Raw genomic sequence first — 13,971 nt, forward strand, 5'->3', positions numbered from 1 at the left:
CCTACGCCGTCCTCCTCCCCGTCCGCGTCCTCGTCTTCGGTGCTCTCCTCCCCGTCCGCGTCCTCGTCTTCGGTGACGCCGGCGGCCGGTCCGTTCGCACCGCATCTCAAGTCCGGTCGCGCCCGCGGTGGAGTGCGACCCGACATTGCGGACCTACGCGTACGGCGGACGGGACCGGCGGAGCGTCGGGATCATCGGGGACGGGACCTTCGTCAGCGCGGTGTTGCAGGTGGAGGCGGACGCGACGGCGCTACGGGCCGATCGGAGCCGCCAGCCGTTGCCGCTGGGCCTGGTACGGGACGCGCTGGAGGTGGACGGGATCCGGTTGGAGGGGCGCAGATCGTGCTGCACACCCAGCCGGCCCCCGCGATCCACCTGCCCCAGCAGTCGGTGGCCGTCAGCAACTATGCGCCCTTGCAGGCCCGGACGGGCACGCCGGCGATACGGATCACCTGGATCGCGCTGAAGCTCGACCCGGAACTCTGCCCGGAGGCCGTGGCGGCGCGCGGAGGCGGGCTGTCGGGGTCACAGAAGTGTGTGGTGCGGGTCGCGGACCATCTGGCCAGCCGGCTGACCGGTGCCGGGTTCCGCACGACCGTGCTCGACGAGCAGGAACTGATCTCCGCCGTCGCCACCTCGGCCTGCGCCAACCCCCTGGTGACGGCCGAGGCGGGGCGGACGGAGACCCCGCAGCGGCGCACCGAGGAGTCCAGTCGCAACTGGCGGTGCGACAACCGACGGCACACGACGTACTGGGTGCGCCGATGGCCGCAGTTGGGTGGTCGAGGGCCGTCGCTGCCGCAGTTCGTGGGGCAGTTGACGGCGCTGCCGGCGCTCGCCACCACCTTCAGTCTGACCCTGGCGCGCGGAGTGCGGCAGGAGATGGCCGTCACCGGGCACGTACGGGTGACGGGACGCAGCGACGACGAACTCGTCGCCGCCCGGCGGGCGTTGGAGCACGCCGCACGGCAGGCCGGAGCCGGGCTCGCACGGCTCGACCGGGAACAGTTGCCGGGGGTCCTCGCCACACTGCCCCTCGGAGGTGTCCGCCGATGAGCACGACCGGTACGGGCCCGTACGCACCCGACTCCGCCGCCGCGGCCCCCGGTTCGGGTGCCCCGGGGCCAGCCTCCCCTGAACCCTCCGTGGGTGAGCGGGTGCGCGAACGGCTGCGTGCCGGGTCCGGGCTGATCGGGCCCCGGCACGGACGGCACGCCCTGTCGGCCGAGCAGTTCGACTCGCTCGCGCTGCCCGTCGGGGACGACGGCGTCGTCATCGGCGTCGACTCCGAGAACCGGCCCGCCGTCCTCGGGATCAACCGGCCCACTCCCTACGACGTCGTCCTGATCGGCGGACTGTGGACCGCCCAGGTGCTCGCCCTGCGCGCGGCGGCCACGGGGGCACGGGTCGCCGTGGAGACCGGGAGGGCGCAGGCCTGGATGCAGCTGGTGCACGCCATGGGCGGCGGACAGAACGGCCTGGCCGTGTACGACGTCGGGCGGGTTCCGCCGCAGGGTGCGTCGGCCGGCGGTCCCGTGCTCGTCGTGCGTGACTGCGGTATGCGTCCGCCACGCGGCCGGGTCGTCGCCGGCCCCTGGCAGGCCGTGCTGACCCTGCTGCCGTACCTCAGCCCGGTCGCCCCACGGCTCATCCGGCAGGCCCGGCTCGTCGGTGTGCAGCGGGTCTCGCCCGACGAGGCGGCGGAACTGGGGCGCACCATGGCTCTTCCCCGGACGGACGTCGAGGCGCTGCCGACGCTCGCCGACGGTGTCACCCTCTGGTGCGCCGACCGCGACCGGCAGTATGTGATGACCCAGCCGACCGACGCCGAGACAGGCCTGTTGGGCACGCCTCGGCGAATGGACTGACAGCCGCGGCCACGGTTCGGAGACGGACTGTTGTCGGTTTGGTCTCCCTCCCCTTTCGCGCCGTTCACCTTCAATGACCCTTTTGTGCGCACTCGTTGGGGATGTGGCGCCATCTCAGGGCAGGGTGTGACGGAGCGGGCGGGCGCGGAGGGGTGGACGGGCCTGCCGTCGTCGCGCTCGTGGTGATTAGGCTGGGACCGGGGGCGCGCATCACGACGTCACGACGACACGGCTCGAACGACCAGAACGGTCGGCCCCGGCACGCTTTGAGGGCGCTCGACCACACCAGGAGGAATTGTGAACAGCGATCGGGACGGGATCCGCGGGGGCTGGGCCACACCCGGCGATGACCAGTCCGACGCGGAGTCCGCCGTCGAGGCGACGGGCGAGTTCACCATCGACTACGCGCCGCCCGCCTGGTACACGCAGAACGCCTCGCCGTCGGGAGGGCCGGCTTCAGGACCGGATACGGGTACGGATCCCCATGCTGGGGCGGGGACGGAACCCGGGTCCCCGCCGGCCGCGGGGGGCGTTCCGGGTGGTGCGCATCCCGCCCCGCCATGGCCGCCGGTGGCTGCCGCGCCCGAGGCCGGTGCGGAGAGCGGGGACATCGAGAGTGGCGCGACCATGCGGATCTCCGCCGCCGCGTTGAAGCGGGAGATCTCGGGCGCAGGTGCGGTCGAGGGTGGCTCGACCGAGTCTGCGGGTGCGGGTGGTGGTGCTGGTGGCGAGGCCGGTACGACCGCCGCTGTTCCTGAGGTCGCCGGGCAGGGTGTGGGTGCCCCCGCGCAGCCCGCAGAGGCTTCCGCCGCCGAGGCGGGGCAGGGTGCGCAGGGCGTCGCCGCTCAGGACGGCGACGGTGGCGCTGCCGCCCCTGCGGACGGTACGGCTGCCGTGGCTGCGTCCGGCGAGGCCGGATCCGGGGCCGAGCCGGCTGGGGCCGAACCGTCCGTCGTCGACAGCACCCCGGACTCCGCTCCCGGCGGGAACGAGCCGACGGGAGCGATCCCTCAGGATGCCGTGTCGCAGCAGGGCGCCGCCCCGCAGGAGGCCGATGGGCATGGCCCCGTCTCGCAGGGCGCCGCCCCGCAGAACGCCGCGCCCCAGGGTGATGACGCATCTCAGAACGCCGCAGCGCAGGACGCTTCGCCCCAGAGCGCGACGACCGACGACGTCCCCATCGACGACGCCGCGCCCTCGGTCGCAGTGCCTGAGTCGGGTACGCCTCAGTCCGCGCCGCAGACCGGTGTGCCCCAGGACACCCCGCCCGCTCCGGACGCCCCCGGTGGCGCACCTCAAGGGGCCTCCGCCTGGACTCCCCCGCCGGTGCCCCACAGTGCGATTCCGCCGCTGCCGCCCGAGTTCCAGCTCGCGGCGCCCGTCGCGCCCGCGCCGGCGGCGCAGTGGCCGCCGTCCGTGCCGTCGGCCGAAGCGGCGCAGGTGGCTCCCGGGACGCCGGAACAGCAGGCTGCGCCCGCGCAGGGGGGACAGCCGGCCGTGCCTCCGCAGCAGCCGGTTCACCCGCAGGCTCCGCAGGGTGCCCCTGCGGAGTGGGGCGCGCCGATCGACGCCGCGCCCGGCGCGCCCGTCGGACCGCCCCCCGCAGCTGCCGTTTCTGCGCCCGGCGAGCCCGCCGCCCCTGGCGTGGCCGGTGCGCCGGAGGTGCCCGTCGCCTCACACGCACCCGACGCGCCGGGAACGCCTGGAACGCCCGGCGCCGACAGCACTCCGAGCGTGCCCGTCACAACGGGCACCCCCGACCCCACCGGTACCCCCGGTTCCTCCGCTGCCCCCACGGCGCCCGCGGCACCCCCGGCTCCCATCGTGCCCGCCTCTCCCGACGCGCCCCACGCCCCGGTCTCCCCGGGCCCGACACCTCCGCAGGGGCAACCGGCGGCGCCCCCACAGGACTCCGGCCTCCCCTCCCCGGCCGGTTACGGCTTCCCGCCCGCGGGCGCGCCCGTGCCTCCGCAGGCACCCATCCCCCAGCAGAGCGGCTACGACTTCCCCCAACCCCCGGCCCAGCCCGGCCACCCGGGACAGCCGGTCGCCCCCCAGCCCTCCGCGCCGCAGCCCACCCCCGGTTACGGCTTCCCGCCCGCCGGCGCGCCCGTGCCTCCGCAGGCACCCATCCCCCAGCAGAGCGGCTACGGCTTCCCCCAACCCCCGGCCCAGCCCGGCCACCCGGGACAGGCAGGACAACCGGGACAGCCGGAGCAGCAGGGGGCTCCCGTCGCCCCCGTACCTCAGCAGCAGGGCTACGGCTTTCCTCCAGGGGCGCCCCAGCCCCCAACCCCCCAGCCCGGCTACGGGTTCCCGCCCACCGGAGTCCCGGGCGCTCCGGCGCCGACCCCGCCCGGGCCGCCCAACTTCCCCGCGCCGCAAGGCGGTTACGGATTCCCCCAGCCCCCGGCCCAGCCGGGTCAACCCGGTCAACCCGGTCAGCCGGGCCACCCCGGTCAGCCCCACGCCCCCTTCCCCGGGCAGCCCGGAGGCTCTGGACAGCCCGGAGGCCCCGGGCAGCCCGCACACTCCGGCCAGCCGGAGCACCCCGGTCATCCGGAGTACCCCGGTCACGCCGGCCAGCCCGGCGGGCAACCCCAGCCTCCCGCCCCCGTCGACCCCCGCACCGGCGCCGCCTGGCCGCAGCCCGTGCAGCACGACCACCGTCAGCCCACCAACCCGGGTGTGGCACCGCTCGGTTACACGGCCGCGGTGGAGTTGTCGTCCGACCGGCTGCTGAACAGCAAGAAGCAGAAGGCGAAGAGCAGCCGTCCGGCCTCGGGCGGCGGGCTGTTCAAGCTGGGCGGCAAGAAGGAGGAGGCCGAGCGGCAGCGGAAGCTGGAGCTGATCAGGACGCCGGTGCTGTCCTGCTACCGCATCGCGGTCATCAGCCTCAAGGGCGGCGTCGGCAAGACGACGACCACCACGGCCCTCGGCTCGACCCTCGCCACCGAGCGGCAGGACAAGATCCTCGCGATCGACGCCAACCCGGACGCCGGCACGCTCGGCCGTCGGGTGCGGCGCGAGACCGGGGCGACCATCCGCGACCTCGTCCAGGCGATCCCGTACCTCAACTCGTACATGGACATCCGGCGGTTCACCTCGCAGGCGGCCTCCGGACTGGAGATCATCGCCAACGACGTGGATCCCGCCGTCTCCACGACGTTCAACGACGAGGACTACCGGCGCGCGATCGACATCCTCGGCAAGCAGTACCCGATCATCCTCACGGACTCGGGCACCGGTCTGCTCTACAGCGCGATGCGCGGCGTGCTCGACCTCGCCGATCAGCTGATCATCATCTCGACCCCGTCCGTGGACGGTGCGAGCAGCGCCAGTACGACGCTGGACTGGCTCTCCGCGCACGGCTACCAGGACCTGGTGGCCCGTTCCCTCACGGTCATCTCGGGGGTGCGTGAGACCGGCAAGATGATCAAGGTGGACGACATCGTCTCCCACTTCGAGACGCGCTGCCGGGGTGTCGTCGTCGTTCCGTTCGACGAACACCTCTCCGCGGGCGCCGAGTTGGACCTCGACATGATGCGGCCGAAGGTGCGGGAGGCGTACTTCACGCTCGCCGCGATGGTCGCCGAGGACATCGCCCGTCATCAGCAGTCGCACGGCCTGTGGACGTCGGACGGCAACCCGCCGCCGGTCGTCGCCCCGCCGATGCCGGGTCAGCAGACACCCGGACAGCAGGCACCCGGTCAGCAGCCGTACCAGCCGCACTATCCGCAACAGCAGAATCCGCAACATCCGCAGCAGGGGCAGCAGCCGTACCCCGGTCAGCCCTACCCGGGGCAGCCGACCCCCGGCCAGGCCCCCCAGCTTTACGGCCAGCCCGGCCAGCCCGGCCAGCCCGCACCCGGGCAGCCGTACCCGCCGCAGGGTCCGCCCCAGCAGTAGCCCGCGCGGCAGCCGAGGCAGCCGACGGCACGACCGAGGCCCGTGTCCGTTCACGATTCGTGAACGGACACGGGCCTCGGTCCGGCAGAGCTACCGGGGCCGCTTCCCCTCGTCGCCACCGTCGTACGCGCCGATCAGCTCGCGGCACCTCTTCACGTCCTCGGCCATCGCCACCAGGAGCGCCTCCAGCGAGTCGAACTTCGCCTGGCCGCGCACGAAGGCGAGGAAGTCGACGGCGACATGGAGGCCGTAGAGGTCGAGGCCGACGCGGTCGATGGCGTACGCCTCGACCGTGCGCTCGGTGCCGTCGAACTGCGGGTTCGTGCCGACGGAGATCGCGGCGGGCATGGCCTCGCCCTCGACGTGCAGCCAGCCCGCGTAGACGCCGTCGGCGGGGATCGCGGTGTGCGGGAGGGTCTCGACGTTGGCCGTCGGGAAGCCCAGTTCGCGGCCGCGCTGGGCGCCGCGCACGACGACGCCCTCGACGCGGTGGGGGCGGCCGAGGATCTCGCGCGCACCCTCGACATCGCCCTCGCCGACCAGCTGCCGGGTCAGGGTCGAGGAGAACGGCTGGCCGCCGCCCGCCTCGCCGGTGACGAACAGGTCGACGACCTCGACCTCGAAGTCGTACGTCTTGCCCTGCTCGGCCAGGAACGCCACGTCCCCGGCGGCCTTGTGGCCGAAGCGGAAGTTGGGGCCCTCGACGACGGCCTTGGCGTGCAGCTTGTCCACCAGCACCTTGACGACGAAGTCGGCCGGAGAGAGCCGCGAGAACTCCGTCGTGAAGGGCAGGATCAGGACAGCGTCCACACCCAGCTCGGCCATCAGTTCGGCGCGGCGGTGGTGCGGCGCGAGCAGCGGAGGGTGCGTACCGGGGCGCACGACCTCGCTGGGGTGCGGGTCGAACGTGACGGCGACGGTGGGAACACCCAGCTCACGCGCGCGTTCCACGGCGTGGCTGAGGATCAGCTGGTGCCCGCGGTGCACCCCGTCGTAGGAACCGATGGTGACGACGCTGCGCCCCCAGTCCTCGGGGATGTCCTCCAAGCCACGCCAGCGCTGCACTGTGACCGCTCCTCGTCGAACCCGTGTCCGTATTGACGCCTTACCTTGCGCAGGTCTAAGGGTGCCATGCCCGATGCTCTCCGCCCGCATCGGCATCCGGGCTGTGACCCGGAGCACGGATCCCGACCCGCGCCCCCGGTGCGCGCCTCCCTCCTCACGCGGGCACCCGCACCCCCGGCACACCCGCCAGGTTCTCGATCATCCGGCGGGTACTGGGACCCACCACCGCCGCCCACTCCTGGGGCGTACCGGTGAGCCAGCCGGCCACCAGCTCCGCGAAACCGGGCACGTGACGGGCCAGATCGACGAGCGCCCAGTCGAATCGGGTGGCCCCTTCGGGTGTGCGGACGAGCAGCAGACCGATGCGGTGGACGAGCAACCGGACGGCCGTGCCCTCCCTCGGATCCGCCGTACGGACGGTGCCTGCGGTGCTTGCGGCGCCTACGGCGGCTGGGGTGCCCGCTGTGCCTGCCGTATGCGCGACGACCGCTCGCAGCAGCGCGTCGAGGACGGACGGGTCCCGCTCGGTCGCCATCAGCAGGTCGAGCAGTTCGCGCCGCAGCGGGCCGGAGACGGAGGTGCCGGGCTCGGCGAAGACCGCCGCGAGGGCCGCGCGCACCTGGACGGGGCCATCGACGATAAGGCCGCTGACCAGCGGGAACAGTACGGCGCGGGTGCCTGGGCCGTGTTCCAGTCGGCGGTCGACGTACACGGCGACGTGCCCGGCCACCTCGGGGCGCAGTGCGACGACCTCCCGTACGAGGGTGGTGACGCGGCGGGCGAGGCCGGGGGTGGTGACCTCGGCGAGCGTACGCAGGGCCTCCCCGTCCGGGCCCTCGGCGCCCTCCGCTCTTTCCGCGCCCGGCGAGCGCAGCCGTGCGCGGAAGGCGTCCAGGACCGGATCGGGGTGGGTGGCGAGAGCGGTGACGACGGCGCTCGCGGGCAGCTGCGGGTCACCGGCCGCGAACCGTTCCAGCGCTTGCGGCAGATACCGCGACCTGGTCAGCGGATCCCGTACGAGCAGGGCGAGGGCGCCGCTGTGCAGGGTGACGTCGCAGGGGCGGCCCAACAGGGCGAACGCCGCGTGGCGCAGGAGCGCGCGGTCGGCCTCCGTGCGCACGTGCGGCGCGGTCCGCAGCCCGTACGCGAGCGCCGCGACGCGCCGGGCCGGACGCTCGTCGTGCGCCCATCGGCCGACGGCCCGGCACACCGCCGAGGGCTCCTCCTCGGACAGCACGGCGAGGAGTTCGTCGCCGCGGCGGTGTGCGCTGTCGACGAGCGCCTCGGTCAGGTCGTCCAGGGCGCACCGGCGATGGGTGTGCAGCAGGGCCTGCGCGGCCGTCGCCACGGTGGCGTCCGGGGTCGCGACCAGCGGGGTGTCGTCCAGGAACCAGCGGGTGAGCAGCGGCTGTACGGCGACGGGGGCGGCCGCCAGCAGCCGGGAGACCGCGTCCAGATAGCGAGGTCCCTCGTCGGTGGCCGGGTCGGCGACGACCAGGCGTCGCAGCAGGTCGAACCGTTCCGCCTCGGGCAGGGGCAGCGCGGCCCAGAAGTCCGGGCCGAACTCGGGCGGCACACCCCGGCCCTGGGCACGCCAGGCGCCGATCCGCTCGGTGAGGAACCGCAGCACCCGGGTGTACGGCGTCGCGTCGGGCACCTGGAGCAGGACCTCGGACAGGAGGCGGGTGCCCCACCAGGTGGGGTCGTCCGGGGCGGGGGCGCCCGGGGGCAGCAGGGCGTCCAGCGCGTCGAGCAACTCCTCCAGGCGTCCGGCGAGTTCGGTGGGGCCCTGTTGCCCGCCGAGGAGGAGCAGGGCGTGGACGACGGGGCCGATGCGGTGGCGGGGCACCGGGAGGTTGCGGGTGGCGCGGCGGGCCTGCCTGCGGACGCGGGCCTCCGAGGGCATGGTGCCCCAGCCGCGCCGTGACTCGGCCTGGGCGACCCAGCCGCGGTGCACGAGGGCGTGCAGGGCTGCGTCGAGGTCCAGGTGTGCGCCCTGGATCCAGTCGGCGAGTTCCTCGTGGGCGAAGCGGTAGCCGTCGCCGGCCGGGACGAGGAGGCCCTCGGTGAGCACGGCCGAAGCCCAGCCGGTGGTGCCGCCGAGCCGCCGACCCGGCACGGGTCCCCACGGGAACACGGCCTCGAACGCCGCCCGGTCCAGTTCCCCCTGCCCGGGGCCGAGACAGCGCCGGGCAGCCTCGTGCACCTGCCCGGCCACCTGCGCCGCCAGCCGCCGCACGCCGGCCCCTCGCACCCCGTTCACAGCGGCGAGCCGCACGGCGACGCGCAGACACATGAGATCCAGATAGGCCGCCAGCACCTCGTCCCTGCCGGGGCGGGGGGAGGGAGTAGGGGGCGGGGTCGTGCCGGGGGTGCAGGAGGGGGAGGAGGGTCCGGTCGGGTCGGAGGAGTACGGCCCCGGGCCGGTGGGCGGCGCCGTCTGGCCGGACGGGTGGCTACCGGTGCCTGGTCCCCCGGGAGCGGACGGAGCGGAGGCACCGCCCGCTGCGGGGTCGGCCGTGGCGGTGTGCCTGGCCGAAGGGCCCCCGGCGTCTGCGTGCGCGGTACGGACCCAGTGGTTGCCGGGTTCGCCGCCCGGGCCCTGGGCGTCGTCCGGACCCGGGACCACCCGGCCGTACTGTCCCTGCCCCTGCCCCTGGCCCTGCTGCTCCGGCCGCCCCCCACCGTCCGGCCACTCCGTGTGCGGCGCCCAGCCGTCCCGGCCCGGACGCTCAGCTCCCCAGCCGTGCCGCCTCTGCTCCTCCTGACCCCCACGACCGCCCGAGACCCCGCCCTCCGGCCCCGGACCGCACCAGCCCCGGCCCTCCGGCTCCCGGCCGCCGGGGCCTTGGTTCTCCTGCCCGGGGCCGCCCGGCACCCGGTTCTCCGGCTCTGTCTCGGGCCGGCTTGACCGAGCGGTCCCTGCCGCGTGCTCCTCGGGTGGGCCGGCGGGGGCGCCATCCTCGCCGGGGTGGCCCTTCGAGGGGTGCGGCAGGGCCGCTCGGATCTCGGACAGGAGGCGCAGGGTGAGGGGGTGCCGGGCGTCCGCGGCGGTGAGCGCGTCCTCCGGGATCCCGTACCGCAGGCGAGCCCGCCGGGCCTCGCTCTCCGTCAGGTCGCCCAGGCGCACACACGCCGGCAGCTGCCCCTCCGCGCCAGGAGCCTCCCCGTACAGCAGCTCCGCAGGAAAGTGCGCCCCGGCCCGCTCCCAGTACTCGGATCGGCAGGCCACCACGAGTCGCGCCCCGTGCGCCCGCAACCACTCGGCCGTCCCCGCGGTCCACTCGGCCAGCCGGTGCGCGAGCGTCGGCGGCATCTCCTCGGGCCCGTCGAGCAGCAACAGCAGCGGCCGCCCCGCCTCCTCCGCGAGCCGCGCGAGCCGCTCCGGCCGGATGTCGCCCAACTCGCCCTGATAGCGCCCGGGCAGACACGGCCGCCCGATCCCGGCCGCCGAATGGACCTGATCCTGGGCATCGCCCGAGGAGCCGTCGCCGCCGCAAGCACCCGCGGAAGCGGCGAAGGCGGCCGAGAAGTCCGACGCGGCGCCCCCGCCCGCCGCTCCGGCACCGGCACCCGCACCCGTCGGCGACCCGACAGACCCCGGCGACCCGACCGCCCCGGCGGCCCAGCTCGCGTCAGCGGGGCCGCCGGGGCGGTCGGCTGCCCGGTCGCCCCCTCCCCACCCGCCGACCTCCTGCGCGTCCGGCGAAGTGGACCCATCCCTCGCCGCCCACTCCGGCACATCCGACGCCTCCCCGCCGCCGACAGGCCCGCCGAGTCCTGCCGTCGACGATGCCGACGCGGACGCCGCCACGATCCGTCCCGCCCGTTCCAGCGCGCGGCAGGCCGCGTCGGCCACGGAGGTGTCGTCGCAGAGGAGGTCGGCGCCTCGGAGCCAGAGGGTCGGGGCGGGGGCCGGGCCCCTGCCCCGACGGGCGGCGAGGGCGGCCAGTTCCGTCGTACGGCCGCTGCCGGGCGGGCCGACGAGGCCGAGAACGGTGGCGGGGCCCTCGGAGAAGGCGGTGAACTCCCGTACGACATCGACTCGTTCGACGGGCTCGGCACCGGCCGCCGCCACTGCCCCCGCACCCGCCCCCGGCCCGTCCGAGCCGACCGTCGTGGCCGTGAGCTCCAGCACCCCCGCCAGGTTCAGATCCGTCCCGTACGCCGGTACGGTCGCCGCGTTGCGTGCGAGCAGCTCGGCCAGCGGCCGCTCGACGCGCCATCCGCGCAGGGGCACGGCGAAGCCGGTCGCCCGGTGCTGTGCCTCCAGGGCCGTGCCGAGGACGCCCACGACGGCGCCCGTGGTCATGTCGAGCACGGGCCCCCCGGCCGCGCCGCCGCCCAGCCTCAGCGCCTCGCTGCCGGCGGTGCCGATCGCCAACTCCAGGGCGCCGCGCAGCAGATGGAAACCGTCGGTCGCGGTGTACGTGACGTCCGTCGTGCCCAGCACCCGTGCCTCGCGCCAGCCGCCGGCCGCGATACGGACGTACGCGCCCGTCTCGACCTCCTCCCGCAGGGCGAAGGGCAGCGGGTCCACGCACAGCCCCTGGGTGCGGATGAGCGCGAGATCGAGGGCGGGCAGGGGGGTGACCTCGTCGGACGTCACCACGCAGACACGGTCGCCGGTGGCGCGCACCACGATGCGGGCCAGGCCGTCCACCGCCTCGTGGCTGGTGACGACCGTGCCGTGGTGGTCGGCGACGAAGCCCGTGCCGCGTGGTCGTCCCGCCAGATCGCCGACCCGCACCAGGACTTCGTCCCGCGCCGCCCGGCGGCCGTCGTCGGTTGCCCGACGGCCCCGTACCGCCATGTCCTGACCTCCCCGTCGTACCTGTGTTCCGACGGTAGGCACGTGAAGATCAGCGGAACAGATCGCGCGGCGAACGCGCCCCCTTCCGCTCCCTCGGTTCACTCCGAGCGCCTGCACGAAGGGGTGAATAGGCCCGGGCGGATGGATACACCTCTGGGTGGGGGAACCGAGGGGGGACCGTGGAGCGGCGGGAACAGCGACCCCGTGACCGCCGCTCCACGCTCCGCTGGGTGGGGCCGTGGGGCGCCGGGCGCCTGCGGCACCGGCCCGGCCAGGGGCTGCGCCCCTGCCCCCCGCCTGACAACTCGGGTGGTTGCGCTGGGTTCGCGGGTGCGGGTCGTGCGTGGCTGATCGCGCAGTTCCCCGCGCCCCTGAAAAACCCGCAGCGCCCCTCGCCCCTGAAGGACCCGCAGTCCCCCGCGCCCCTCAAAAATCCGCAGTTCCCCGCGCCTCTGAAAAGCCCGCAGCCCCCTCACCCGGAAAGCCAGCAGAGCCCCGCGCACTCAAACGCCCGCAGAGCCCCCTGGGACCCAGCCGGAAGTCAGCCGAAGACGGCCAGGCTCTTCGCCTTGCCCTTGTGGCTTTCCACCAGGGCCAGGAAGCGGCCCGTGGGGTCGAAGACCGCTGTCGCGCCGCGGGCCGTGTACTCCTCGGGCATGTCCAGGCGGACGCCGTTCAGCAGGAGTCGGGCGCGCTTGTCGTCCACGTCCCAGCGGGGGAACGCGGCCGCGGCGGCCTCGGCGACCGGCATGACGGTCAGCTCCTGCTGGAGCTGGTCCAGGGTCCGCGCGGAGTCCAGCTTGTACGGGCCCACACGCGTCCGGCGCAGCGCGGTCAGGTGGCCGCCGACGCCCAGGCCGGCGCCCAGATCGCGGGCGAGGGCGCGGATGTACGTCCCGGAGGAGCACACCACCGAGACCACGAGGTCGAGCACCGGGGTGCCGTCCTCGGCGACGGCCTCGCGGACGTCGTACACGGCGAAGGAGGAGACGGTGACGGGCCGGGCGGGGATCTCGAAGTCCTCGCCGTCGCGGGCCCGTTTGTACGACCGGACGCCGTCGATCTTGATGGCGCTGACCTTGGACGGCACCTGCATGATCTGGCCGGTCAGCTCGGCCACACCGGCGTCGACCGCGTCCCGGGTGACCTTCGACGCGTCGACCGACGCCGTGATCTCGCCCTCGGCGTCGTCGGTGACCGTCGTCTGTCCGAGCCGGATGGTGCCGAGGTACTCCTTCTCCGTGAGCGCGAGGTGACCGAGCAGCTTGGTCGCCTTCTCCACCCCTAGGACGAGCACTCCGGTGGCCATCGGGTCGAGCGTCCCCGCGTGCCCGACCCGTCGGGTCCGGGCGATGCCCCGCATCTTGGCGACGACATCGTGCGAAGTGAAGCCCGACGGCTTGTCGACGATGACAAGGCCGTCGGGCGTGGTGTTCTTCTGGCGCTGCTGGGTCATTCGGCGGCGGCATCCTCGTCGGCGTCGTCCTCGGCGTCGTCGCCCGGCTTGCGGTAGGGGTCGGCCTCACCGGCGTACCTGGCGCCCGACGCGCTCTCGCGGACGGCGGCATCCGAGGCCCGCGCCTTGTCGAGGAGGTCGTCGATGGTCTTGGCGGTGTCCGGGAGGGCGTCGGCCACGAAGGTGAGGATGGGCGTGAACTTCACCCCGGCGGCCCGGCCGACCTCGGAACGGAGGATGCCCTTGGCGCTCTCCAGCCCCGCGGCGGCGGCCGCCCGCTCCTCGTCGTCCCCGTACACCGTGTAGAAGACGGTCGCCTCCCGCAGGTCCCCGGTCACCCGGGTGTCCGTGATGGTGACGTGTGAGCCGAGCCGCGGGTCCTTGATCCCGCGCAGCAGCTTCTGGGCCACCACCTCTCGGATGAGGTCCGCCAGCCTCTTGGCACGCGCGTTGTCGGCCACTGGTCCGTCTCCTAGCTCGTTCTGCGTGACTACTGCTTTTCAACTGTCCCCGGGCCGCCGGTTCAGTCGTCGTCGCCGTGCAGGCGGCGTCGTACCGACAGCAGCTCCACCTCGGGACGTCCGGCGACCAGCCGCTCGCAGCGGTCCAGTACGTCGGTCAGGTGCCCCGTGTCACCGGACACCACCGCCAGGCCGATCACGGCCCTGCGGTGCAGATCCATGTGGTCGACCTCCGCCACGCTCACCGCGAACTTGCGGTGCAGCTCGGCCACGATCGGGCGGACGACGGAGCGCTTCTCCTTCAGCGACCGGACGTCGCCGAGGAGGAGATCGAAGGACAGAGTCCCCACGTACATGTGTGTATCCGGTTCACCCGCCGGTACGGGATCGATGGCCCGC

8 protein-coding genes and 2 pseudogenes are annotated in these 13,971 nt (G+C 74.4%); 4 read left to right on the forward strand and 6 right to left on the reverse strand.

Annotation, left to right across the window (positions count from 1 at the left end):
* Positions 1-115: 115 nt before the first annotated feature.
* From eccE to ACZ52C_RS28410, 3 genes and pseudogenes are all read left to right on the forward strand, one after another.
* Positions 116-1,056: pseudogene (gene eccE, locus ACZ52C_RS28400) on the forward strand (type VII secretion protein EccE); the annotation flags it as partial.
* Positions 1,053-1,868: a hypothetical protein gene (locus ACZ52C_RS28405; RefSeq protein WP_469077436.1), complete on the forward strand. Its 816-nt coding sequence runs from the start codon at positions 1,053-1,055 to the stop codon at positions 1,866-1,868. The pseudogene eccE and the gene ACZ52C_RS28405, both read left to right, overlap by 4 nt.
* A gap of 297 nt (positions 1,869-2,165) precedes the next feature.
* Positions 2,166-2,294 (forward strand): annotated as a pseudogene (locus ACZ52C_RS28410) (SCO5717 family growth-regulating ATPase); the annotation flags it as partial.
* A gap of 30 nt (positions 2,295-2,324) precedes the next feature.
* On the opposite strand, the gene ACZ52C_RS28415 reads toward ACZ52C_RS28410, so the two are convergent.
* Positions 2,325-2,930, reverse strand: a complete 606-nt coding sequence (locus tag ACZ52C_RS28415; RefSeq protein WP_469077609.1) for a hypothetical protein — start codon at positions 2,928-2,930, stop codon at positions 2,325-2,327.
* On the opposite strand from ACZ52C_RS28415, the gene ACZ52C_RS28420 reads away from it, so the two are divergent.
* Positions 2,889-5,777: a MinD/ParA family ATP-binding protein gene (locus ACZ52C_RS28420; protein ID WP_469077599.1), complete on the forward strand. Its 2,889-nt coding sequence runs from the start codon at positions 2,889-2,891 to the stop codon at positions 5,775-5,777. The genes ACZ52C_RS28415 and ACZ52C_RS28420 overlap by 42 nt on opposite strands.
* 90 nt (positions 5,778-5,867) lie before the next feature.
* On the opposite strand, the gene ACZ52C_RS28425 is transcribed toward ACZ52C_RS28420, so the two are convergent.
* The 5 genes from ACZ52C_RS28425 to ACZ52C_RS28445 all read right to left on the reverse strand — a co-directional run bounded on the left by ACZ52C_RS28425 (position 5,868) and on the right by ACZ52C_RS28445 (position 13,928).
* Complete coding sequence (locus ACZ52C_RS28425) at positions 5,868-6,842, reverse strand: bifunctional riboflavin kinase/FAD synthetase (protein ID WP_469077437.1); 975 nt, start codon at positions 6,840-6,842, stop codon at positions 5,868-5,870.
* 154 nt (positions 6,843-6,996) lie between these two features.
* Positions 6,997-11,655 carry a trypsin-like peptidase domain-containing protein gene (locus tag ACZ52C_RS28430; RefSeq protein WP_469077438.1) on the reverse strand — a complete coding sequence of 1,553 codons (4,659 nt, stop codon included), beginning with the start codon at positions 11,653-11,655 and terminating at the stop codon, positions 6,997-6,999.
* 541 nt (positions 11,656-12,196) lie between these two features.
* Positions 12,197-13,111, reverse strand: coding sequence for a tRNA pseudouridine(55) synthase TruB (truB, locus tag ACZ52C_RS28435; RefSeq protein WP_469077439.1), 915 nt, complete (start codon positions 13,109-13,111; stop codon positions 12,197-12,199).
* Positions 13,108-13,572, reverse strand: a complete 465-nt coding sequence (gene rbfA, locus ACZ52C_RS28440) for a 30S ribosome-binding factor RbfA (protein ID WP_469077440.1) — start codon at positions 13,570-13,572, stop codon at positions 13,108-13,110. The genes truB and rbfA overlap by 4 nt, the downstream gene beginning before the upstream one ends.
* Positions 13,573-13,634: 62 nt before the next feature.
* On the reverse strand, positions 13,635-13,928 hold the full coding sequence (locus ACZ52C_RS28445; protein WP_013000329.1) for a DUF503 domain-containing protein: 294 nt from the start codon (positions 13,926-13,928) through the stop codon (positions 13,635-13,637).
* Positions 13,929-13,971: the final 43 nt, after the last annotated feature.

It is taken from the genome of Streptomyces sp. NPDC034049, assembly GCF_055575575.1.

Coding starts and splice junctions, on each gene's coding strand:
- ACZ52C_RS28405 (WP_469077436.1), top strand. CDS start 1,053: ATGAGCACGACCGGTACGGGCCCGTACGCACCCGACTCCGCCGCCGCG.
- ACZ52C_RS28415 (WP_469077609.1), bottom strand. CDS start 2,930: ATGCCCATCGGCCTCCTGCGGGGCGGCGCCCTGCTGCGACACGGCATC.
- ACZ52C_RS28430 (WP_469077438.1), bottom strand. CDS start 11,655: ATGGCGGTACGGGGCCGTCGGGCAACCGACGACGGCCGCCGGGCGGCG.
- truB (WP_469077439.1), bottom strand. CDS start 13,111: ATGACCCAGCAGCGCCAGAAGAACACCACGCCCGACGGCCTTGTCATC.
- ACZ52C_RS28445 (WP_013000329.1), bottom strand. CDS start 13,928: ATGTACGTGGGGACTCTGTCCTTCGATCTCCTCCTCGGCGACGTCCGG.